This is a genomic window from Sphingosinicellaceae bacterium (genome assembly GCA_019285715.1).
Taxonomy (GTDB): domain Bacteria; phylum Pseudomonadota; class Alphaproteobacteria; order Sphingomonadales; family Sphingomonadaceae; genus Glacieibacterium.
The window spans coordinates 1,511,317-1,525,027 of the sequence record CP079108.1; the positions used below are offsets into that span (position 1 = coordinate 1,511,317).

General features: G+C 66.7%; 15 protein-coding genes and 1 tRNA gene. 10 read left to right on the forward strand and 6 right to left on the reverse strand.

What is annotated here, in order from left to right; all coding sequences use genetic code 11:
* Positions 1–43: 43 nt before the first annotated feature.
* From KX816_06960 to KX816_06970, 3 genes are read right to left on the reverse strand one after another with little or no spacing between them, the layout of a single operon-like run.
* Positions 44–295 (reverse strand): DUF2497 domain-containing protein, encoded by a 252-nt coding sequence (locus KX816_06960; protein QXQ08442.1) that lies wholly within the window; start codon positions 293–295, stop codon positions 44–46.
* A 59-nt stretch (positions 296–354) separates the two neighbouring features.
* A complete protein-coding gene (locus tag KX816_06965) occupies positions 355–1,851 on the reverse strand; it encodes a TolC family outer membrane protein (GenBank protein QXQ07739.1) in 1,497 nt (498 codons plus the stop codon).
* A gap of 14 nt (positions 1,852–1,865) precedes the next feature.
* Positions 1,866–2,501, reverse strand: a complete 636-nt coding sequence (locus KX816_06970; protein ID QXQ07740.1) for a protein-L-isoaspartate O-methyltransferase — start codon at positions 2,499–2,501, stop codon at positions 1,866–1,868.
* Positions 2,502–2,662: 161 nt separating this feature from the next.
* Between KX816_06970 and KX816_06975 the strand changes: the two genes are divergently transcribed.
* Positions 2,663–2,736 (forward strand) — tRNA-Cys (locus tag KX816_06975).
* A gap of 36 nt (positions 2,737–2,772) precedes the next feature.
* On the opposite strand, the gene KX816_06980 is transcribed toward KX816_06975, so the two are convergent.
* Positions 2,773–3,651, reverse strand: coding sequence for a site-specific integrase (locus KX816_06980; protein QXQ07741.1), 879 nt, complete (start codon positions 3,649–3,651; stop codon positions 2,773–2,775).
* Here KX816_06980 and KX816_06985 point away from each other — a divergent pair.
* From KX816_06985 to KX816_07025, 9 genes are all read left to right on the forward strand, one after another.
* On the forward strand, positions 3,619–4,347 hold the full coding sequence (locus KX816_06985; GenBank protein ID QXQ07742.1) for an alpha/beta hydrolase: 729 nt from the start codon (positions 3,619–3,621) through the stop codon (positions 4,345–4,347). The two genes, KX816_06980 and KX816_06985, sit on opposite strands and share 33 nt — an antisense overlap.
* Before the next feature lie 224 nt (positions 4,348–4,571).
* Positions 4,572–5,033 carry a YHS domain-containing protein gene (locus KX816_06990; GenBank protein ID QXQ07743.1) on the forward strand — a complete coding sequence of 154 codons (462 nt, stop codon included), beginning with the start codon at positions 4,572–4,574 and terminating at the stop codon, positions 5,031–5,033.
* A gap of 31 nt (positions 5,034–5,064) precedes the next feature.
* Positions 5,065–5,538, forward strand: a complete 474-nt coding sequence (locus tag KX816_06995; protein QXQ07744.1) for a hypothetical protein — start codon at positions 5,065–5,067, stop codon at positions 5,536–5,538.
* A 25-nt stretch (positions 5,539–5,563) separates the two neighbouring features.
* The gene (locus tag KX816_07000) at positions 5,564–6,145 is read left to right on the forward strand and encodes a VTT domain-containing protein (protein QXQ07745.1); all 582 of its coding nucleotides are present in this window, start codon (positions 5,564–5,566) and stop codon (positions 6,143–6,145) included.
* A 5-nt stretch (positions 6,146–6,150) separates the two neighbouring features.
* On the forward strand, positions 6,151–7,419 hold the full coding sequence (locus KX816_07005; protein QXQ07746.1) for a tetratricopeptide repeat protein: 1,269 nt from the start codon (positions 6,151–6,153) through the stop codon (positions 7,417–7,419).
* The gene (locus KX816_07010; GenBank protein QXQ07747.1) at positions 7,407–8,231 is read left to right on the forward strand and encodes an alpha/beta hydrolase; all 825 of its coding nucleotides are present in this window, start codon (positions 7,407–7,409) and stop codon (positions 8,229–8,231) included. The genes KX816_07005 and KX816_07010 overlap by 13 nt, the downstream gene beginning before the upstream one ends.
* A complete protein-coding gene (locus KX816_07015; GenBank protein ID QXQ07748.1) occupies positions 8,225–9,337 on the forward strand; it encodes a hypothetical protein in 1,113 nt (370 codons plus the stop codon). Before KX816_07010 ends, KX816_07015 begins: the two co-directional genes overlap by 7 nt.
* Positions 9,334–10,461: a beta-lactamase family protein gene (locus tag KX816_07020; GenBank protein QXQ07749.1), complete on the forward strand. Its 1,128-nt coding sequence runs from the start codon at positions 9,334–9,336 to the stop codon at positions 10,459–10,461. Before KX816_07015 ends, KX816_07020 begins: the two co-directional genes overlap by 4 nt.
* Before the next feature lie 80 nt (positions 10,462–10,541).
* Positions 10,542–11,480 carry a LysR family transcriptional regulator gene (locus tag KX816_07025; protein ID QXQ07750.1) on the forward strand — a complete coding sequence of 313 codons (939 nt, stop codon included), beginning with the start codon at positions 10,542–10,544 and terminating at the stop codon, positions 11,478–11,480.
* A gap of 42 nt (positions 11,481–11,522) precedes the next feature.
* Here KX816_07025 and KX816_07030 read toward each other — a convergent pair whose 3' ends face one another.
* Positions 11,523–12,389: a transporter gene (locus tag KX816_07030; protein ID QXQ07751.1), complete on the reverse strand. Its 867-nt coding sequence runs from the start codon at positions 12,387–12,389 to the stop codon at positions 11,523–11,525.
* Positions 12,390–12,518: 129 nt separating this feature from the next.
* Positions 12,519–13,691: a hypothetical protein gene (locus tag KX816_07035; GenBank protein ID QXQ07752.1), complete on the reverse strand. Its 1,173-nt coding sequence runs from the start codon at positions 13,689–13,691 to the stop codon at positions 12,519–12,521.
* Positions 13,692–13,711 lie beyond the last annotated feature (20 nt).

Below are 13,711 nucleotides of genomic sequence, written 5' to 3' on the forward strand. Positions count from 1 at the left end.
CATTTCGGACCCTTCCGCCAGCGCTCGATCTCAGCGCTCGATCTCAGCGCCCGGTCAGGCGTGCGATCTCCGCCTGCGCGGCGCGGTCGACGATTTCGGGGAGGTGGGCGTCGAGCCATTGCTTCAGGACCGGCTCAAGCGCCGAGCGGACAAGTGCCTCGAGGGTAACGTCGCGGGCAAGCGCTGCGGCGGCGGCGGGGGCAGCCGCGACGGCGGTCTCGGGTGCTGGGCCCGCGGCAGGCTCGGCACCCTCGGTCGCAACCGCCTGCCGGATCGAGGCAAGGATGTCGTCCATCGACTCGCGCGTGTCGGGACCCTGCGCCTCGGACCCGTAGCCGGCGCGGCTGTCGTCGCTCACTGCTGCGGGCCAATGACTGCCGACCGCGTCGCGACACCGGGGTCGGGGAGCGGCAGCGCCGGCGGATTCTTCGGCGTATTCCAGTCGTTGATCAGGTGCCGGACGGCACGGGCGTTGACCTCGGGATTGTAGTTCTGCACGGGCACCTCCAACGCTGCCGCCTCGGCCGCACCAACGGCCGCGAGCAGCGTATAGGCCCCGACATATTCGTCGCGGCGCGCGGTGACCAGGTTGACCTTGGTGACCAGCAATTCCTGCTGGGCGTTGAGGACCTCGATGATCGTCCGGGTGCCGACCTGATTTTCCTGCGTGACGCCCTCCAGCGCGAGCGCGTTGGCATCGACCGCGACCTGGCTCGACTGGATGATCGCGCGCGCCGTGCCGATCTGGACGAAGGCGTTGGTGGCGCTCTCGGTGACCTGCCGGCTGGTCGAGCCGATCGCCTCCAGAAGCTCCGACCGCCGCTGCTGCGCCTGCCGGACCCGCGAGGCGACCGCCCCGGCCTGGTAGATCGGCACGGTCAGCGTCAGCCCGACGTTCTGGGTGAAGTAGCCGCCGCTGGTGCTGCCGGTCGGGATGACCGGAATAGTCCCGGTCCCGGTTCCCGTGGTGCCGCCGGTCGCGCCGATTGTGCTGCCGCTGCTGCCGCCGCTGTAGCGCTGGTAATCGGCCCCGGCACCGACCCCGAGTGCGGGCAGGCGCTCGCGCTCGATGGTGCTGACGTCGTAGCGTGCCGCCGACTCGTCGAAGCGCGCTGCGATCAATGCCGGGTTGTTGGCATTGGCGAGGTCGACCGACTGGCCCTGGGTGCCGGGCAGGGTCGGCTGCGCGGGCAGGGGCGCGAGATCGTCGGCGAAGTGTCCGACGACGCGGAGATACGAGGCGCGCGCCGCCGACAACTGCCCGCGCGCCGAAATCTCGTTGGAGCGTGCGTTGGCGAGGCGGGCGTCGGACTGGGCAACGTCGGTACGGGTCAGGTCGCCGACCTCGAAGCGGTCCTTGGAGGCCTGGAGTTCGCGCTCCAGCACCTTGACCTGGTTGGCGTTGAGATCGACCACGGCGGCGTAGCGCAACACATCCGAATAGGCGGTCACGACGTCGAGGATGATCTGGTTCTCGACGGCGCGGAGCCGGGCGCGTGCCGCGAGGACCCGGCTGTCGGCGGCGTTGGTTGCGGTGCGGGTGCGGCCGCCGTTGTACAGCGACTGGTTGACACTGAGGCCGCCGAAGAAGGTGCGACCGCCGTCACCGAAGGAGTCGACGGCATTCTGCTGTGCGCTGACGGACACGCCGACGGTCGGACGACCGGCGCTGAGTGCCTGCGGGACGAGCTCGTCGACCTGGCGGACGACGGCGCGCTGGGCGGCGAGGTCGGGGTTGGTCTCGTAGGCCGAGGCGATGGCCTGCGCCAGCGTCTCGGCGTGTGCCGGCGTAACGGCGATCGACCCGCAGAGCGCGACGCCGAGAGCCAGGAGCGAGGAGTTGCGGATCATGTGGCCCACGGTGCTCAGAACACGAACTCCGGAGCGCGCGCAAAGCCGGGGAGCAGGGCCGCCGGCACCTCGATGAAGCCGTCGCCGACAAGGTGCTCGCCGACGATCCGCCCGACCGTGGCGCGGCCCGGGCTACCGGGCGCACGCACGACCGCCGCGGCGCGCCCGAGCGGTCCGAGCTGCGCCGCGAGGGAGGCGGGGATGCGCTCGATCGCGCCGTCGAAGTAGATCAGGTCGTAGGGCGCGCCGTCGGGAGCACCGTCGACCAGTGGACGCTGCTCGATCGTCACGCCGCAGGCCGTGGCGTGGGAGCACAGGCTCTCGTCCTCCTCGACGGCGACGACGCTGTCGGTCAGGCGGGCGACGATCGCGGCGGCGTAGCCGGTGCCGGCCCCGACGATCAGGACGCGGTGATGCCGCTCGATACGAGCGTGGGTCAGCAGCAGCCCGGTGACTAGCGGCTCGGGCAGCCAGCGGCCATTGCCGAGCGGCACCGCGGCATCGGCGTAGGCGAGCGCCTCGCGGCCTGCGGGCACGAATTTCTCGCGCGGCACAGTGGCCATCGCCGCCACGACTTCGGGATCGTTGACCCCAACCGTGCGCAGCTGGCTCGCGACCATCGTCGCACGGAGAGTATTGTAATCGGTCAAGTTGCTATCCGGTCGCTGCGGGTGTCGTAATCTGGTGCCGTCGATCAGGTGAGTTATACAGATAATACACGTGCCGCGCAACCGGTCGCGTGGCAAGTCTGTAGCGACCAAGGTTGCGGTCGCCAAGCGCGATTGCTATGCCCCGCCGCTCGCGCGGTCGAGGCCCGATGGCGGAGTGGTGACGTAACGGACTGCAAATCCGTGCACCCGGGTTCGATTCCCGGTCGGGCCTCCAGCGCGTAAGTTTTCTAAAACATTGATCTCTTCCGGCTTACGGTGCCGCGATCGGCATCTCGATGATTTGGGCTGTGTGTACTTCTGGTGTAATCGTGCCAGCCAAGCCGAAGCTGAGCAGCGACGCTGCCTTGTGAACGTGAGTGTCGAGGGCATGGAAATATCGCAGCACCATTGCCAGCGTCTTGTGGCCGCTGATGAGCTGGACAGTGGGCAAGTCGACACCGGCCATAATGAGTTTGGTGATCGCGGTGCGGCGCATGGTGTGGGGCGTTATCCGCTCTGGAGACAATCCCGCACGCACAACCGCTCGCGAGAATTGGCGGCCCATACGGGTGCGGTGGGCAGCCTTGGCTTGCTTCGCGTTGGCGGTCGGGAAGATCCAGCCATCGGTGTCACCCCCCATTTTTCGTTGCTTTTTAAGCATATCGGCGAGTTCGGGTGTGATCGGTTGGTTGCGGCTGCCTGCCTTCGCCAGCGGGACGAAGATACGTAGATTTCCGGCGTCGATTTGATAGAACCGCGCACGTAGTATCTCGCGGTGGCGCATAGCGGTGTTCAGCCCGAAAGCCACGAACAGCCACGTGAGGCAGTCCTGATCGGCAACTGCTGCAGTCTTCAAGGCCTGCGCCTGGTCTTCGGTAAGGACGATCATAGGAAGCTGATCCTCCTTGGTCTTGGTGATAGGTGGGATGTCATCAGCCTTGATCCATTTCCACCACTTAGCGGACGATAGCATGTGGGAGAGGGTCGCCAGCTCTCGGTTGACGAGCGCGTCAGAGGCGCCCTCGCCGCGACGGGCTTTCCGGTATGCCTTGATGCCGAAGTCGGTCAGCCGGTCGATTCGCTGCGCGCCGAAGTAGGGCTTTAACCGATCGCGCAGATGCTGATGGTCGACCTTGCCGATCGCTTTCATCTCATTGCACCCGACTACATCGGCTTCGGGCACTCCGACGCACCGTCTAACACCGAGTTCAAATACACGTTCGACAACCTGGCGGCCCACGTGACTGGGCTGATCGACGTCCTTGGGCTGAAGTCGTACATCCTATATATGCAGGACTATGGCGGCCCAGTCGGCTTCCGCATCTTCGCAGAGCGGCCCAGCGCGATCGCAGGCTTCGTCATCCAGAATACTAACGCTTATGTCGAGGGTTTCGGCGAACCTCCGAAGGCGGCGCTCGGCCCCTTATGGCAGGAACGGACCCCCAAGACGGAAGAGCCCGCGCGGGCGTTTGTGGGCCTAGAAAGCACGAAGCACCACTGGCTAGCGGGTGCTCGAGACGAGGCGAGCATCAACCCGGACAACTGGGTGCTCGATCAGGCCCTGCTAGACCGTCCTGGCGTGCAGGATGCTCAGGTCGATCTCCTCGAAGACTACAAGAACAACGTTGCAAAGTACGATGCGTGGCATTCGATGTTTCGTCAGGTCAAGCCCAAGACGCTGATCGTTTGGGGCAAGCACGACACGTTCTTCATCGAAGCGGGCGCGCGCGCCTTTCTGACGGACCTCCCCGACGCGAAGCTTGTCTGGCTAGATGCTGGTCACTTCGTGCTCGACGAAAACCACACGAAAGTTGCCGACGAAATCAAGGCGTTGTTTGTGGCCTGATCCCGCCTCCAGCTGGGGTGCCGTGAAGACGGCATTCCGGCGGGGACGCCCCGCCCGAGGAGCCCGGTAATGCGGTCCGCGACTGCTCGTGCAGGTCGCGCATCGAAAGCATGCCCAGCGGGCATTTCACCGCGGCCCCGGCTGCGGCCATTGAGGTTGGCAGGGACCGGGGTCTTCCCCCCTTTGATCTCGGTCCCACCGTTCGCATTCCAGAGGAAGTCGCCGTGAACATCAGGTCCATCTTCGTCGCCGCCAGCCTCGCCGTCGGCGCGATTGCCATTCCGGGCGCAGTCATTGCCAAGACGGCGCCGGTCTATACCGGCACCTTCAGCAATATCGCGCTGTCGGGCTATGACGCGGTCGCCTATTTCACCCAGGGCAAGCCGGTGAAAGGCACCGCCGAGTTCACCACCCGCTACGACGGTGCCGACTGGCAGTTCGCCAGCGCCGCCGACCTCGCCGCCTTCAAGACCAGCCCCGCGAAATACGCGCCGCAATACGGCGGCTATTGCGCCTGGGCGGTCAGCCAGGGCTACACCGCCTCCGGCGACCCGATGATCTGGAAGATCGTCGATGGCAAATTGTATGTCAATTACAATGCCGCGGTCGGTGCCAAGTGGTCGAAGAACATCCCCGGTTTCATCACTGCAGCGAACACCAACTGGCCAAAGCTCACCGTAAAATAATTATCAGTGGTTCGTTCAAGGAGTGACTGTGATGAATACTGTCCGCAAATACCAGTTCGTTTTCGTACTCTATATCGCTTTCGTGTTCATCCAGTCACTGTTCTTCAAATTCACGAATTCGCCGGAGACCCAATATATCTTCGGCACGCTCGATGCCTGGGCTGCCTCGCTGGGCTTCGCGGGTGTGTTTGCGCCCGGCGGGATTTTCTCGCAGTACGTCATCGGCAGCTTCGAGCTGATTGCCAGTACGGCGCTGCTCGCCAGCCTGCTGCCCGCACTGCGCGGTATTCGTCCTTACGCGGCGCTGCTCGCGCTGGGCGTCATCTCGGGCGCGATCTTCTTTCACCTGTTCACACCGCTCGGCGTGTCGGTGGTCAACGCCGACGGCAGTCGCGACGGCGGCGAGCTCTTCGCTCTCGCCTGCGGAGTCTGGGTCTCGGCCGCAATCCTCATCCTCCTCAATCGCGACCGGCTGCCGTTCATCGGCGGCGCGGCGGCGGTCTGAACCCTTCTCGACCGGAGCCCATGCGATGCACAATTTCCTCGCCGACCTGCTGACGATGCAGATGCTGACGCCGGTCGCGCTGGTCGCCGCGCTGATCGTCGCGACCTTCGTCCTGGAGGATGTCGCGACCGTCGCTGCCGGGCTGCTGGCCGGGCGTATGGCGATCGACCCGGCGATCGCAGTCGCAGCCGTCATCGTCGGGACGGTTGCCGGCGATCTCGCGCTCTACGCCGCCGGTCGCTGGCTTGGCGGCACCGCCCTCGCCGCACGCCTGCGTGCCCGTGGCTCGGGCACCGTCGAGGCGAGTCTACGCCGTCGCGGCCTGGCTGCGGTCGCTATTGCGCGCTTCCTACCCGGCACGCGGTTCCCGGTCTTCCTCGGCAGTGGCGTCGTGTCCTTGTCCTTCGCCGCGGTGACCGCGACCGTCGTCGCCACGACATTAGTCTGGACCCCGGCGCTGTTCTTTGTGAGCAGCCAGGCCGGAGCAACCGTCTTCGCCGCGCTGACACCCGCGACGGTCGCACTCGCGGCGGGCCTGCTTGCGCTGGTGTTGTGGGGTCCGCGTCTGCTCGCCCGCCACCGTGCCACGCGCACGATCGTGGCCTGAGTCCGATGCTCGACCGTCACAACCAGCTCACGCTGACCACCAGCGACACGGATGTCGTCGTTGCAGTCGACGGTCTCGAGGCAGCATTGCTGCGCTACGGCCGAGAGGTTGGCGACTATCTCAGCGGCCCCGGGCCGTCGAGCGATAGCGCCTATGCCCTCGCCAGCGCTGCCGCGATCCACTTGTTCGCGCTGACCGCACCGGGCCGGGTCCGCGCGCAGCCCTATGTTGCGGCGGCCGAGGAGTTCGCGGCTGCCGGGACATTGCACGAGCAGATGTTCGTTGCCGGCATCGCGACATGGGCGCGCGGCGATCTCGGCGAGGCCAAGGCCCGGCATCTCGTCATCGCTCAGCAGTGGCCACAGGACCTGCTGTCCGCCAAGATCCTGCAGTTCCACCAACTCAACACCGGCGACTTCAGCGGCATGCTCGCTGGCGTCGATCTGATCGTTCGCGCGCAACCGCAGAACGGCTTTGTCCACGGCATGCGCGCCTTTGCCCTCGAGCAATGCGGCGAGCTCGAAGCCGCCGAGCGCGCCGGGCGCAAGGCCATAGCGATGGGTCACGACCCATGGGCTCACCACGCCGTCGCACACGTCCTCGACACGCAGGGCAGGGCGCGCGAGGGACGGTCGTGGGCGCAGCGGTTCGGGCACGAATGGGCGGGCTGCTCGTCCTTTCTCTACACCCACAACTGGTGGCACGCCGCGCTGTTCGAGCTCAGCCTCGGTGATGAAGACGCCGCGCTCGACCTGTTCGACACGCGGATCTGGGGTGTGCGCCGCGATAGCGTGCAGGACCAGATCAACGCCGTGTCGCTGCTCGCGCGCCTCGAGCTGGAGGGCGTCGATGCCGGCGACCGCTGGGCCGACATCGCACAGCACCTCGCGTCTCGCATCGACGACCGTGCCAACCCTTTCGTCGACCTGCACCTCGCCTACGGGCTGGCACGCGCCGGTTGCGACGACGCTGTCGCGGACCTCCTCTGCGATCTTGACGCGCGCGCGCGCGACGGCGGTCGCATCGAGGTCGCCGCCGCGCGTGCTGCCACGGGCTTCGTCGCGCATGCCCGGCGCCAATACTCCACGGCCGCGAAACAGATCGGCAGCGCGCTCGGCGATGCGATCGGGTTCGGGGGTAGCCACACCCAGCGCCGTTTGCTCGACCTCCTCGCCGCCGACGCCGCCAGCAAGGCGAGCGATCGGAGCCGGTCCGTCGGCGGCTGGGCCAGGCCGGTCGGCTCGCGGCCCGAGATGCTGTCATGCGCAAGCTGAGCATCCTCACCGCCGTCGCCCTGACCGGTTGCGCGATGCCGACGACGCCGAGCGCCAAGGACGCCGCCCGCGATCGGCTCGCACGGTCGAGCTACGCCGCCCCAGGAGGACTCCAGGTCAGCATGCTGTCGCGCGGCAACCCCGAGGACCGCCGCGTCATCTTCGTCCACGGCACGCCGGGCAGCGCGGTCGGGTGGGAACACTATGTCCGCTCGCCTGAGCCCGGCACCGAAGCAATCGCGATCGACCGGCCGGGTTTCGGCGCGACGCGCCCCGGTGAAGCGCTGGTATCGCTCAAGACGCAGGCGGCCGCGATCGCGCCCCTGCTTGTCGAACGCGGCGGCAGCTGGCCGATCCTCGTCGGCCATTCGCTCGGCGGCCCGATCATCGCGCAGGTCGCGGCGGACAATCCCGGCAAGGTCGGCGGCCTCCTGATCCTCGCCGGGGCGTTCGATCCCGGGCTCGAGAAGATCAACCCGATGCAGCCCATCGGAGAATGGCCGCTCGTGCGCGCGTTGCTGCCGGCGCGGTTTCGCAACGCCAACCGCGAACTCCTCGGCCTGAAGCCCCAACTCGTGGCGCTGGCACCGCGCCTCGCCAACTTACGCTGCCGCGTCACCATCATCCACGGAACCAAGGATGACCTCGTGCCCTACGCGAATGTCGCATTCCTGCGCTCCCACCTTACCGGGGTCGCGGCGCTCACTGTCGAGACGATCGAGGGCCAGAACCACTTCATCGTCTGGAACCAGGAGAGCCGCGTCGAGGCCGCCCTCGCGGGACTGCTCGCCGCACCGTCGCCGACATGCTGAGCGCGACGCCCTCGCCGGTGCCCCATCGCGGCATGCCGCCACTTGCCCCGGCGCCGGTGCTGTCGTTCTTCGAATTCTGGCCGGCGTGGCTGTTCTACCTGCCGGTCTGGCTATGGATCGGCTGGCTGTCGCTGCGCCACCGCGGCATCCGGCTGCCGCTGGTCGCCAACCCGCTGTTTCCGGCGGGCGGCCTGTTCGGCGAGGTCAAGTCGGACATCCTCGACCAGCTTGGCGGCGACGCCCAGCGCTGGGTCGCGCGCTACGTGACCGTGGCTCGCGGCACCGGCCCCGCCGCATCCGTCGCGGATGCGGCGATCGCCAGCGCTCGTGCTGCCGGGCTCGACTTTCCGCTCGTTGCCAAGCCCGAACTAGGGTGCCGCGGCGCAGGCGTCAGGCCGGTCAAGGACCTTGCCGAGCTCACGGTCTACGCGGCGGGGTTTCCACACGGCGAGGCATTCCTGCTACAGACGCTCGTCGACGTCGAAGGCGAGGCCGGGGTGTTCTACGTCCGCGAGCCGGGCCAGCCGCGCGGCGAGATCATCTCGCTGACGCTCAAGTACTTCCCCTACGTTACCGGCGACGGCAAGCGCACGCTCGAGCAGTTGATCCGCGACGATCCCCGCGCCGGGCGATTGAGCCATCTTTACCTGGGCCGTCATGCCCGGCGTCTCACCGAAATTTTCGCCGCCGGCGAGCCGTTCCGACTGGCGTTCGCGGGCAGCCATAGCCGCGGTGCGATCTTCCGCGACGGCACGCCGATGATCACCGAGGCAATGCGCGCGCGCTTCGACGCAATTGCGGCGCAGGTGCCGGAGTTCTGGTTCGGACGATTCGACGTGCGCTTCGCCGACTTCTCGGCACTCCAGCGCGGCGAGGATTTCACCATCGTCGAGTGCAATGGCGCCGGGTCGGAGTCGACCCACATCTGGGATAGCCGGACCACGCTCCGCGCCGCCTACAGCGCGCTGTTCCGGCAATATGCGCTGCTGTGGCGGATCGGCGCTGCCAACCGCGCGCGCGGCTTCCGGCCGGAGGCCTGGTCGGTGTTCCTGGCCCGTCGGCGGCGCGAACTCGATGCCACCCCAGCTTATCCGGCGACAGCGTGATGGTGCCCGGCGCGCCAACCGGCATGACGGCCGCCAACTGGCGCGCGCACCCGTATGCGCCCTGGGCGTTCCGTAACGTCGCGGCGTTCTTGCCCACCGCGCCGATCCTCGGCGTCGCGCCGACCGACTTTCTCCCCGGCTCGCCGCTGTCCTCGCTCGTTCTTCCCTGTGACGACGGCATGCCCACCGACCTGCATGCCATGCTCGATGCGACCCACGCCGACGGCTTCATCGTCCTGCACCGCGGCAGGATCGTCTTCGAGCACTATGCCGAAGGGATGACCGCGGCGACGCAGCACCTGTGCTTCTCGGTGACCAAGTCGCTCGTCGGCCTGATCGCTGAACTCCTCATTGCGGACGGGACCATCGGCCCCGCCGCCGTGGCGGGGACGGTCGTGCCCGAACTCGCTGGCACAGGCTTTGCGCCGGCGTACCTGCGCGACCTGCTCGACATGACCGACGGGGTCGCCTTCGACGAGGACTATGCCGACTCGGCCGCCCAGATCCACGACTATTCGCGGCACTTCTGGGGCGACGGCGGCGGCGGCGTGCTCGCTGCACTCGCCCGCCTGCCGCAGCGCGCCTCGTGCTGCAAATCCTTCGCCTATCGGACGCCGGTCACCGATGTCGTCGGCCTGATGCTCGAGCGGCTGACCGGCGACCCGCTCGAACGCTTGCTGGTCGACCTGGTCTGGGGCCCGGCGGGGGCCGGACCGGCGACCTGGGTACGCGACACCGGCGGGCGTGTCATCGCGTCCGCCGGCCTGTCGTGCACGTTACGCGATCTTGCCCGCGTCGGGCGCTTGCTGGCCACTGCGGCAGATACCCCGTTCGCAGAAGCGCGCGACGCCATCGCCACCGGCGGGGATCGCTCGCTGTTCGCTGCGGGAAAGCAGCCCACCCGGCCGGGCTTCAGCTACCGAAGCTTCTGGTGGATCGATCACCCGACCGGCGCGATGAACGCCTTCGGGGTCTTCGGCCAGCGCCTGCACGTCGTGCCGCAGGACGATCTCGTCATCGCCCGCTTCGGCTCGCATCCCGTCGCCAGCAATGCGGCCACCGACCTCGGCAACGCCCGCGTCAACGCGGCAATTCGAACAGCGCTCGGCACCGCGGAGATATGAGTCTTCAACGCCGACGACGGTCGAGAACAAACGGGAGGATCCACGCCACGGGCTGGGCCTGAAACAGAAGGGAACGCCACTTGGAAATGCAGCAGGTTCGATACTTTCTGGCGGTAGCGCGAACGCTGAATTTCACGCGCGCGGCCAAGCTGTGCAACGTGTCCCAGCCCTCGCTGACCCGGGCCATCCAGGGCCTTGAAGCGGAACTGGGCGGTCCGCTTTTCCACCGCGAGCGAGGCAATACGCATCTCACCGAACTGGGGCGTATCATGGCGCCCTTCCTTGCGACCGCCGCCGAGCAGACGGCGACTGCAAAGCTCGCGGCCGCCGCCTATCGGCAGCTCGACTCCGTGCCGCTCAAGATCGGGGTGATGTGCACCGTCGGGCCGGCAATCATCTCCGACCTGATCAGCAAGTTCAGGCGCGACTATCCGACCGTAAAATTCGTCGTGCAGAACTGCACGGCGCAGTCGCTTGTCTGCATGCTCATCCGCGGCGATCTCGATCTGGCGCTTTCCGGCATGCCGGAGCGCCTCGACGATCGCTTCCACGCCCTCGAGTTGTTCGACGAGCGCTTTGTGATCGTGCTTCCGCGGGATCATCCACTGACGAACGGGGTGGTTGTAACGGGCCGGGAGTTGCATGGCGAGAACTACGTCAATCGGGCGAACTGCGAGTATTTCGACATCGCCCGCACGCAATTCATCGCGATGGGAGTGAAGCTGGAACAGGTCTTCGCCAGCGAACGCGACGATTGGGTGCAGGGGATGATCAAGGCGGGGCTCGGCCTCGGCTTCTTCCCCGAGTTCAGCGTTACCGATCCAAACCTGTTGGTCCGGCCGCTTGTCGAGCCAAGCTTCCAGCGGCGCATCGAGCTGGTTACCGTGCGCGGGCGGCCGCATTCGCCCGCGGTGGGCGCCTTCGTCGCCGAGGCACGGGCATTCACGTGGCCACGGGGCGGGACATGGCGCTCATGCCCGACCAGTACGGCAGGTCCCGCTCTCGACCACGGGGCTTGATCTTTGAAGCGGTTGCCTGAACGCCACTTGCCCAGGCGACGGTCAAAAGCCCTGCACAAGCTGGACGATGTATTTTTCCCGGAACGAGTTGCGGGTATCCGTGACGGGAAACTCGACGCCGGCAAGCAGGAACAGGTTGCCGCCGACGTGCGTGCGCATGCCCGGCGTGACGCTGACGAAGCTCGGATTGTTGCCGGTTGTCGGCTCCCGCCAGTTGCCCGCTACATATAAGGTAAGGTCGCCAAAGGGCGCGTCGCTGTGCGGCGTGAACGTACGACCGACCGCCGCATTGAGGACGAAGCTGTCCGGTCGGCCGGAGTCCGCGAGCTCGTACGCGACACGGCCACGAAGCGAAAAGCCGTAACCGACGTCGCTCCACAAGTTGATCTGCGGTTGCGCCGCGAACACCGAATTCCCGAGGCGGCTCGACCCCGTCGGAATTCGCCAGCCGACCCCGGTGTTGATCGACAGGTTCTTGGTTTCCGCGAGCATAAGCTGTGTCGTCAGGGTGATGTCGCCGAAATCGCTCCGGCCTCCCGACTGCTGGTAAAACGGAACTTCGAGGCCGGCCCACAGGCGCCGCGAGATCGGGTAGTTGAAGCGCGCCAGAACCTCGTGCGCGCCCGGACCCTGGCGGTCGGTGTAATCGTAGGCGAGGTGGACTTCCCGGGTGAAGAAGCCGTCGGCCGTCGCGAGCCAGCCCTGCCGCGGTGCGCCGCTGTCGCCGTTTGGCACCGGTATCCATTTTTCGAGGAGTTCCGAGCCGAATGCGGCGGAGCTTAGTGGCGACCAGGCGGGGTCGGCCGCGGCTAGCAATGGAGTCTCCTGCGCCGCGGCGGCCACGGGGAGGACTGCGAGAGCGGCCAGGAACGCGACGCGGCAAGTAAGTGCCGGTTTCGGGATTTTCACCGACGGAATCATGCTCGAGCCTTCAAGATTGCCGCCGGGTACGCCTCACTGCAGTTGGGCGGCGGACCGGGAACGGCGTGGGATGGCAATCAGGGCCGGGGGGAGGGGGAGCCCGGCCCTAAAGGCGACTCAGCGGGAGGGAAGTTCGGGTTGCGCGATGACCGGGCAATTGATGATCGCGCCGGTCGGGCGGAGGCCGCCGACGAACGGGTTGCCCGGGGCTGGAGGGTTGATGAAGGCGCTCTCGACCAGGCCCGCGCCGATCAGATCCTTGAGATCGGTGAACGACACGATGCGCCGAACCTTACCGTCGCGGATTGCAGCGGCAGTCCACTGGCTGACGTGGGCATCCCACATCGGGCTGTAGTTGTTCGTCGCCGACCGGTTGTCGTTCTGCGGTCCGACCGGGAAGACGTTGATCGGATCGACGCCACCGTTCGCGAGCGACATCTCAAAGCCCTGCGACTGGTCCGAGCTCGCATCGCGCGGCCCGTTCAGCACCGGCGAGAACCCCAGCAGCGCCGAATTGTCATCGGGCGTGGATTGGCCGATCGTCGGCAATTTGCCCAGGCGCGGCGCGTACACGCCCTTCTCGAGGACCGACGGCACGGCCGCCGACACGTCGGTCACCAGATGGTAGAACCACTGCTTGCCGTCGTGCATGCCATCGAGGAGCGACATGGTGATCGTGCGCTTCTTGAGATCGACGGCGACCGCGCGGTCGTGCCGGCCGGTCGAGTTGGCGACGACCTGGATGTTGAGGACGACACCGCTCGGCAAGACGGCGAGCGAGGAGTAGTTCGCATCGCCGAGCGCGCCTGGCGTTGCGACGCTGGGCGGGAAAGGCTTGTCGCCGGCGCCGGGAGCAACCGCGTACACGGGCGTGAAGTCGACGTCGCCCGGCAGATGCACGACGCCCTTGACGATCGTGACGGGCATCGCGCCATCTGATTGCGCGCCCTTGGCGAGCTTGGGAGCGAAGTTGATCCCCATGGCCCGGGCCACGTCGAAGTCGGACGATTCAGTAATGATGAAGTAGGTCGGCTCGCCGCTGGGACCGATGCCGCGGTAGAGCGGCAGGGTGACGTTCGCCTTGCGGAACGTGAAGTCAATTGCAAGGGCGCTTTTCACGAAGACGTGATCGGTCGCCTTGAACTTGGTCCCGTGGCCGATGGAATAGGCGTGGCGACCCGACTCCTTGGCGGCTTCCTGCTGGATCGACTGGATTTCGTCGGTCGTCGCGGCTTGGGCGACAACCGGTGCTAATACGGCAATAGCAATTGCCAGTGTCTTGAGTTTCATTGCAGCGTTTCTCTCGGTTC

Excerpts from the sequence above, each read along its gene's own strand:
- KX816_07005 (QXQ07746.1), top strand. The coding sequence starts at position 6,151 with ATGCTCGACCGTCACAACCAGCTCACGCTGACCACCAGCGACACGGAT.
- KX816_06960 (QXQ08442.1), bottom strand. The coding sequence starts at position 295 with ATGGACGACATCCTTGCCTCGATCCGGCAGGCGGTTGCGACCGAGGGT.
- KX816_07000 (QXQ07745.1), top strand. The coding sequence starts at position 5,564 with ATGCACAATTTCCTCGCCGACCTGCTGACGATGCAGATGCTGACGCCG.
- KX816_06995 (QXQ07744.1), top strand. The coding sequence starts at position 5,065 with ATGAATACTGTCCGCAAATACCAGTTCGTTTTCGTACTCTATATCGCT.
- KX816_07010 (QXQ07747.1), top strand. The coding sequence starts at position 7,407 with ATGCGCAAGCTGAGCATCCTCACCGCCGTCGCCCTGACCGGTTGCGCG.
- KX816_06985 (QXQ07742.1), top strand. The coding sequence starts at position 3,619 with ATGCTGATGGTCGACCTTGCCGATCGCTTTCATCTCATTGCACCCGAC.
- KX816_07035 (QXQ07752.1), bottom strand. The coding sequence starts at position 13,691 with ATGAAACTCAAGACACTGGCAATTGCTATTGCCGTATTAGCACCGGTT.
- KX816_06965 (QXQ07739.1), bottom strand. The coding sequence starts at position 1,851 with ATGATCCGCAACTCCTCGCTCCTGGCTCTCGGCGTCGCGCTCTGCGGG.
- KX816_06980 (QXQ07741.1), bottom strand. The coding sequence starts at position 3,651 with ATGAAAGCGATCGGCAAGGTCGACCATCAGCATCTGCGCGATCGGTTA.
- KX816_07015 (QXQ07748.1), top strand. The coding sequence starts at position 8,225 with ATGCTGAGCGCGACGCCCTCGCCGGTGCCCCATCGCGGCATGCCGCCA.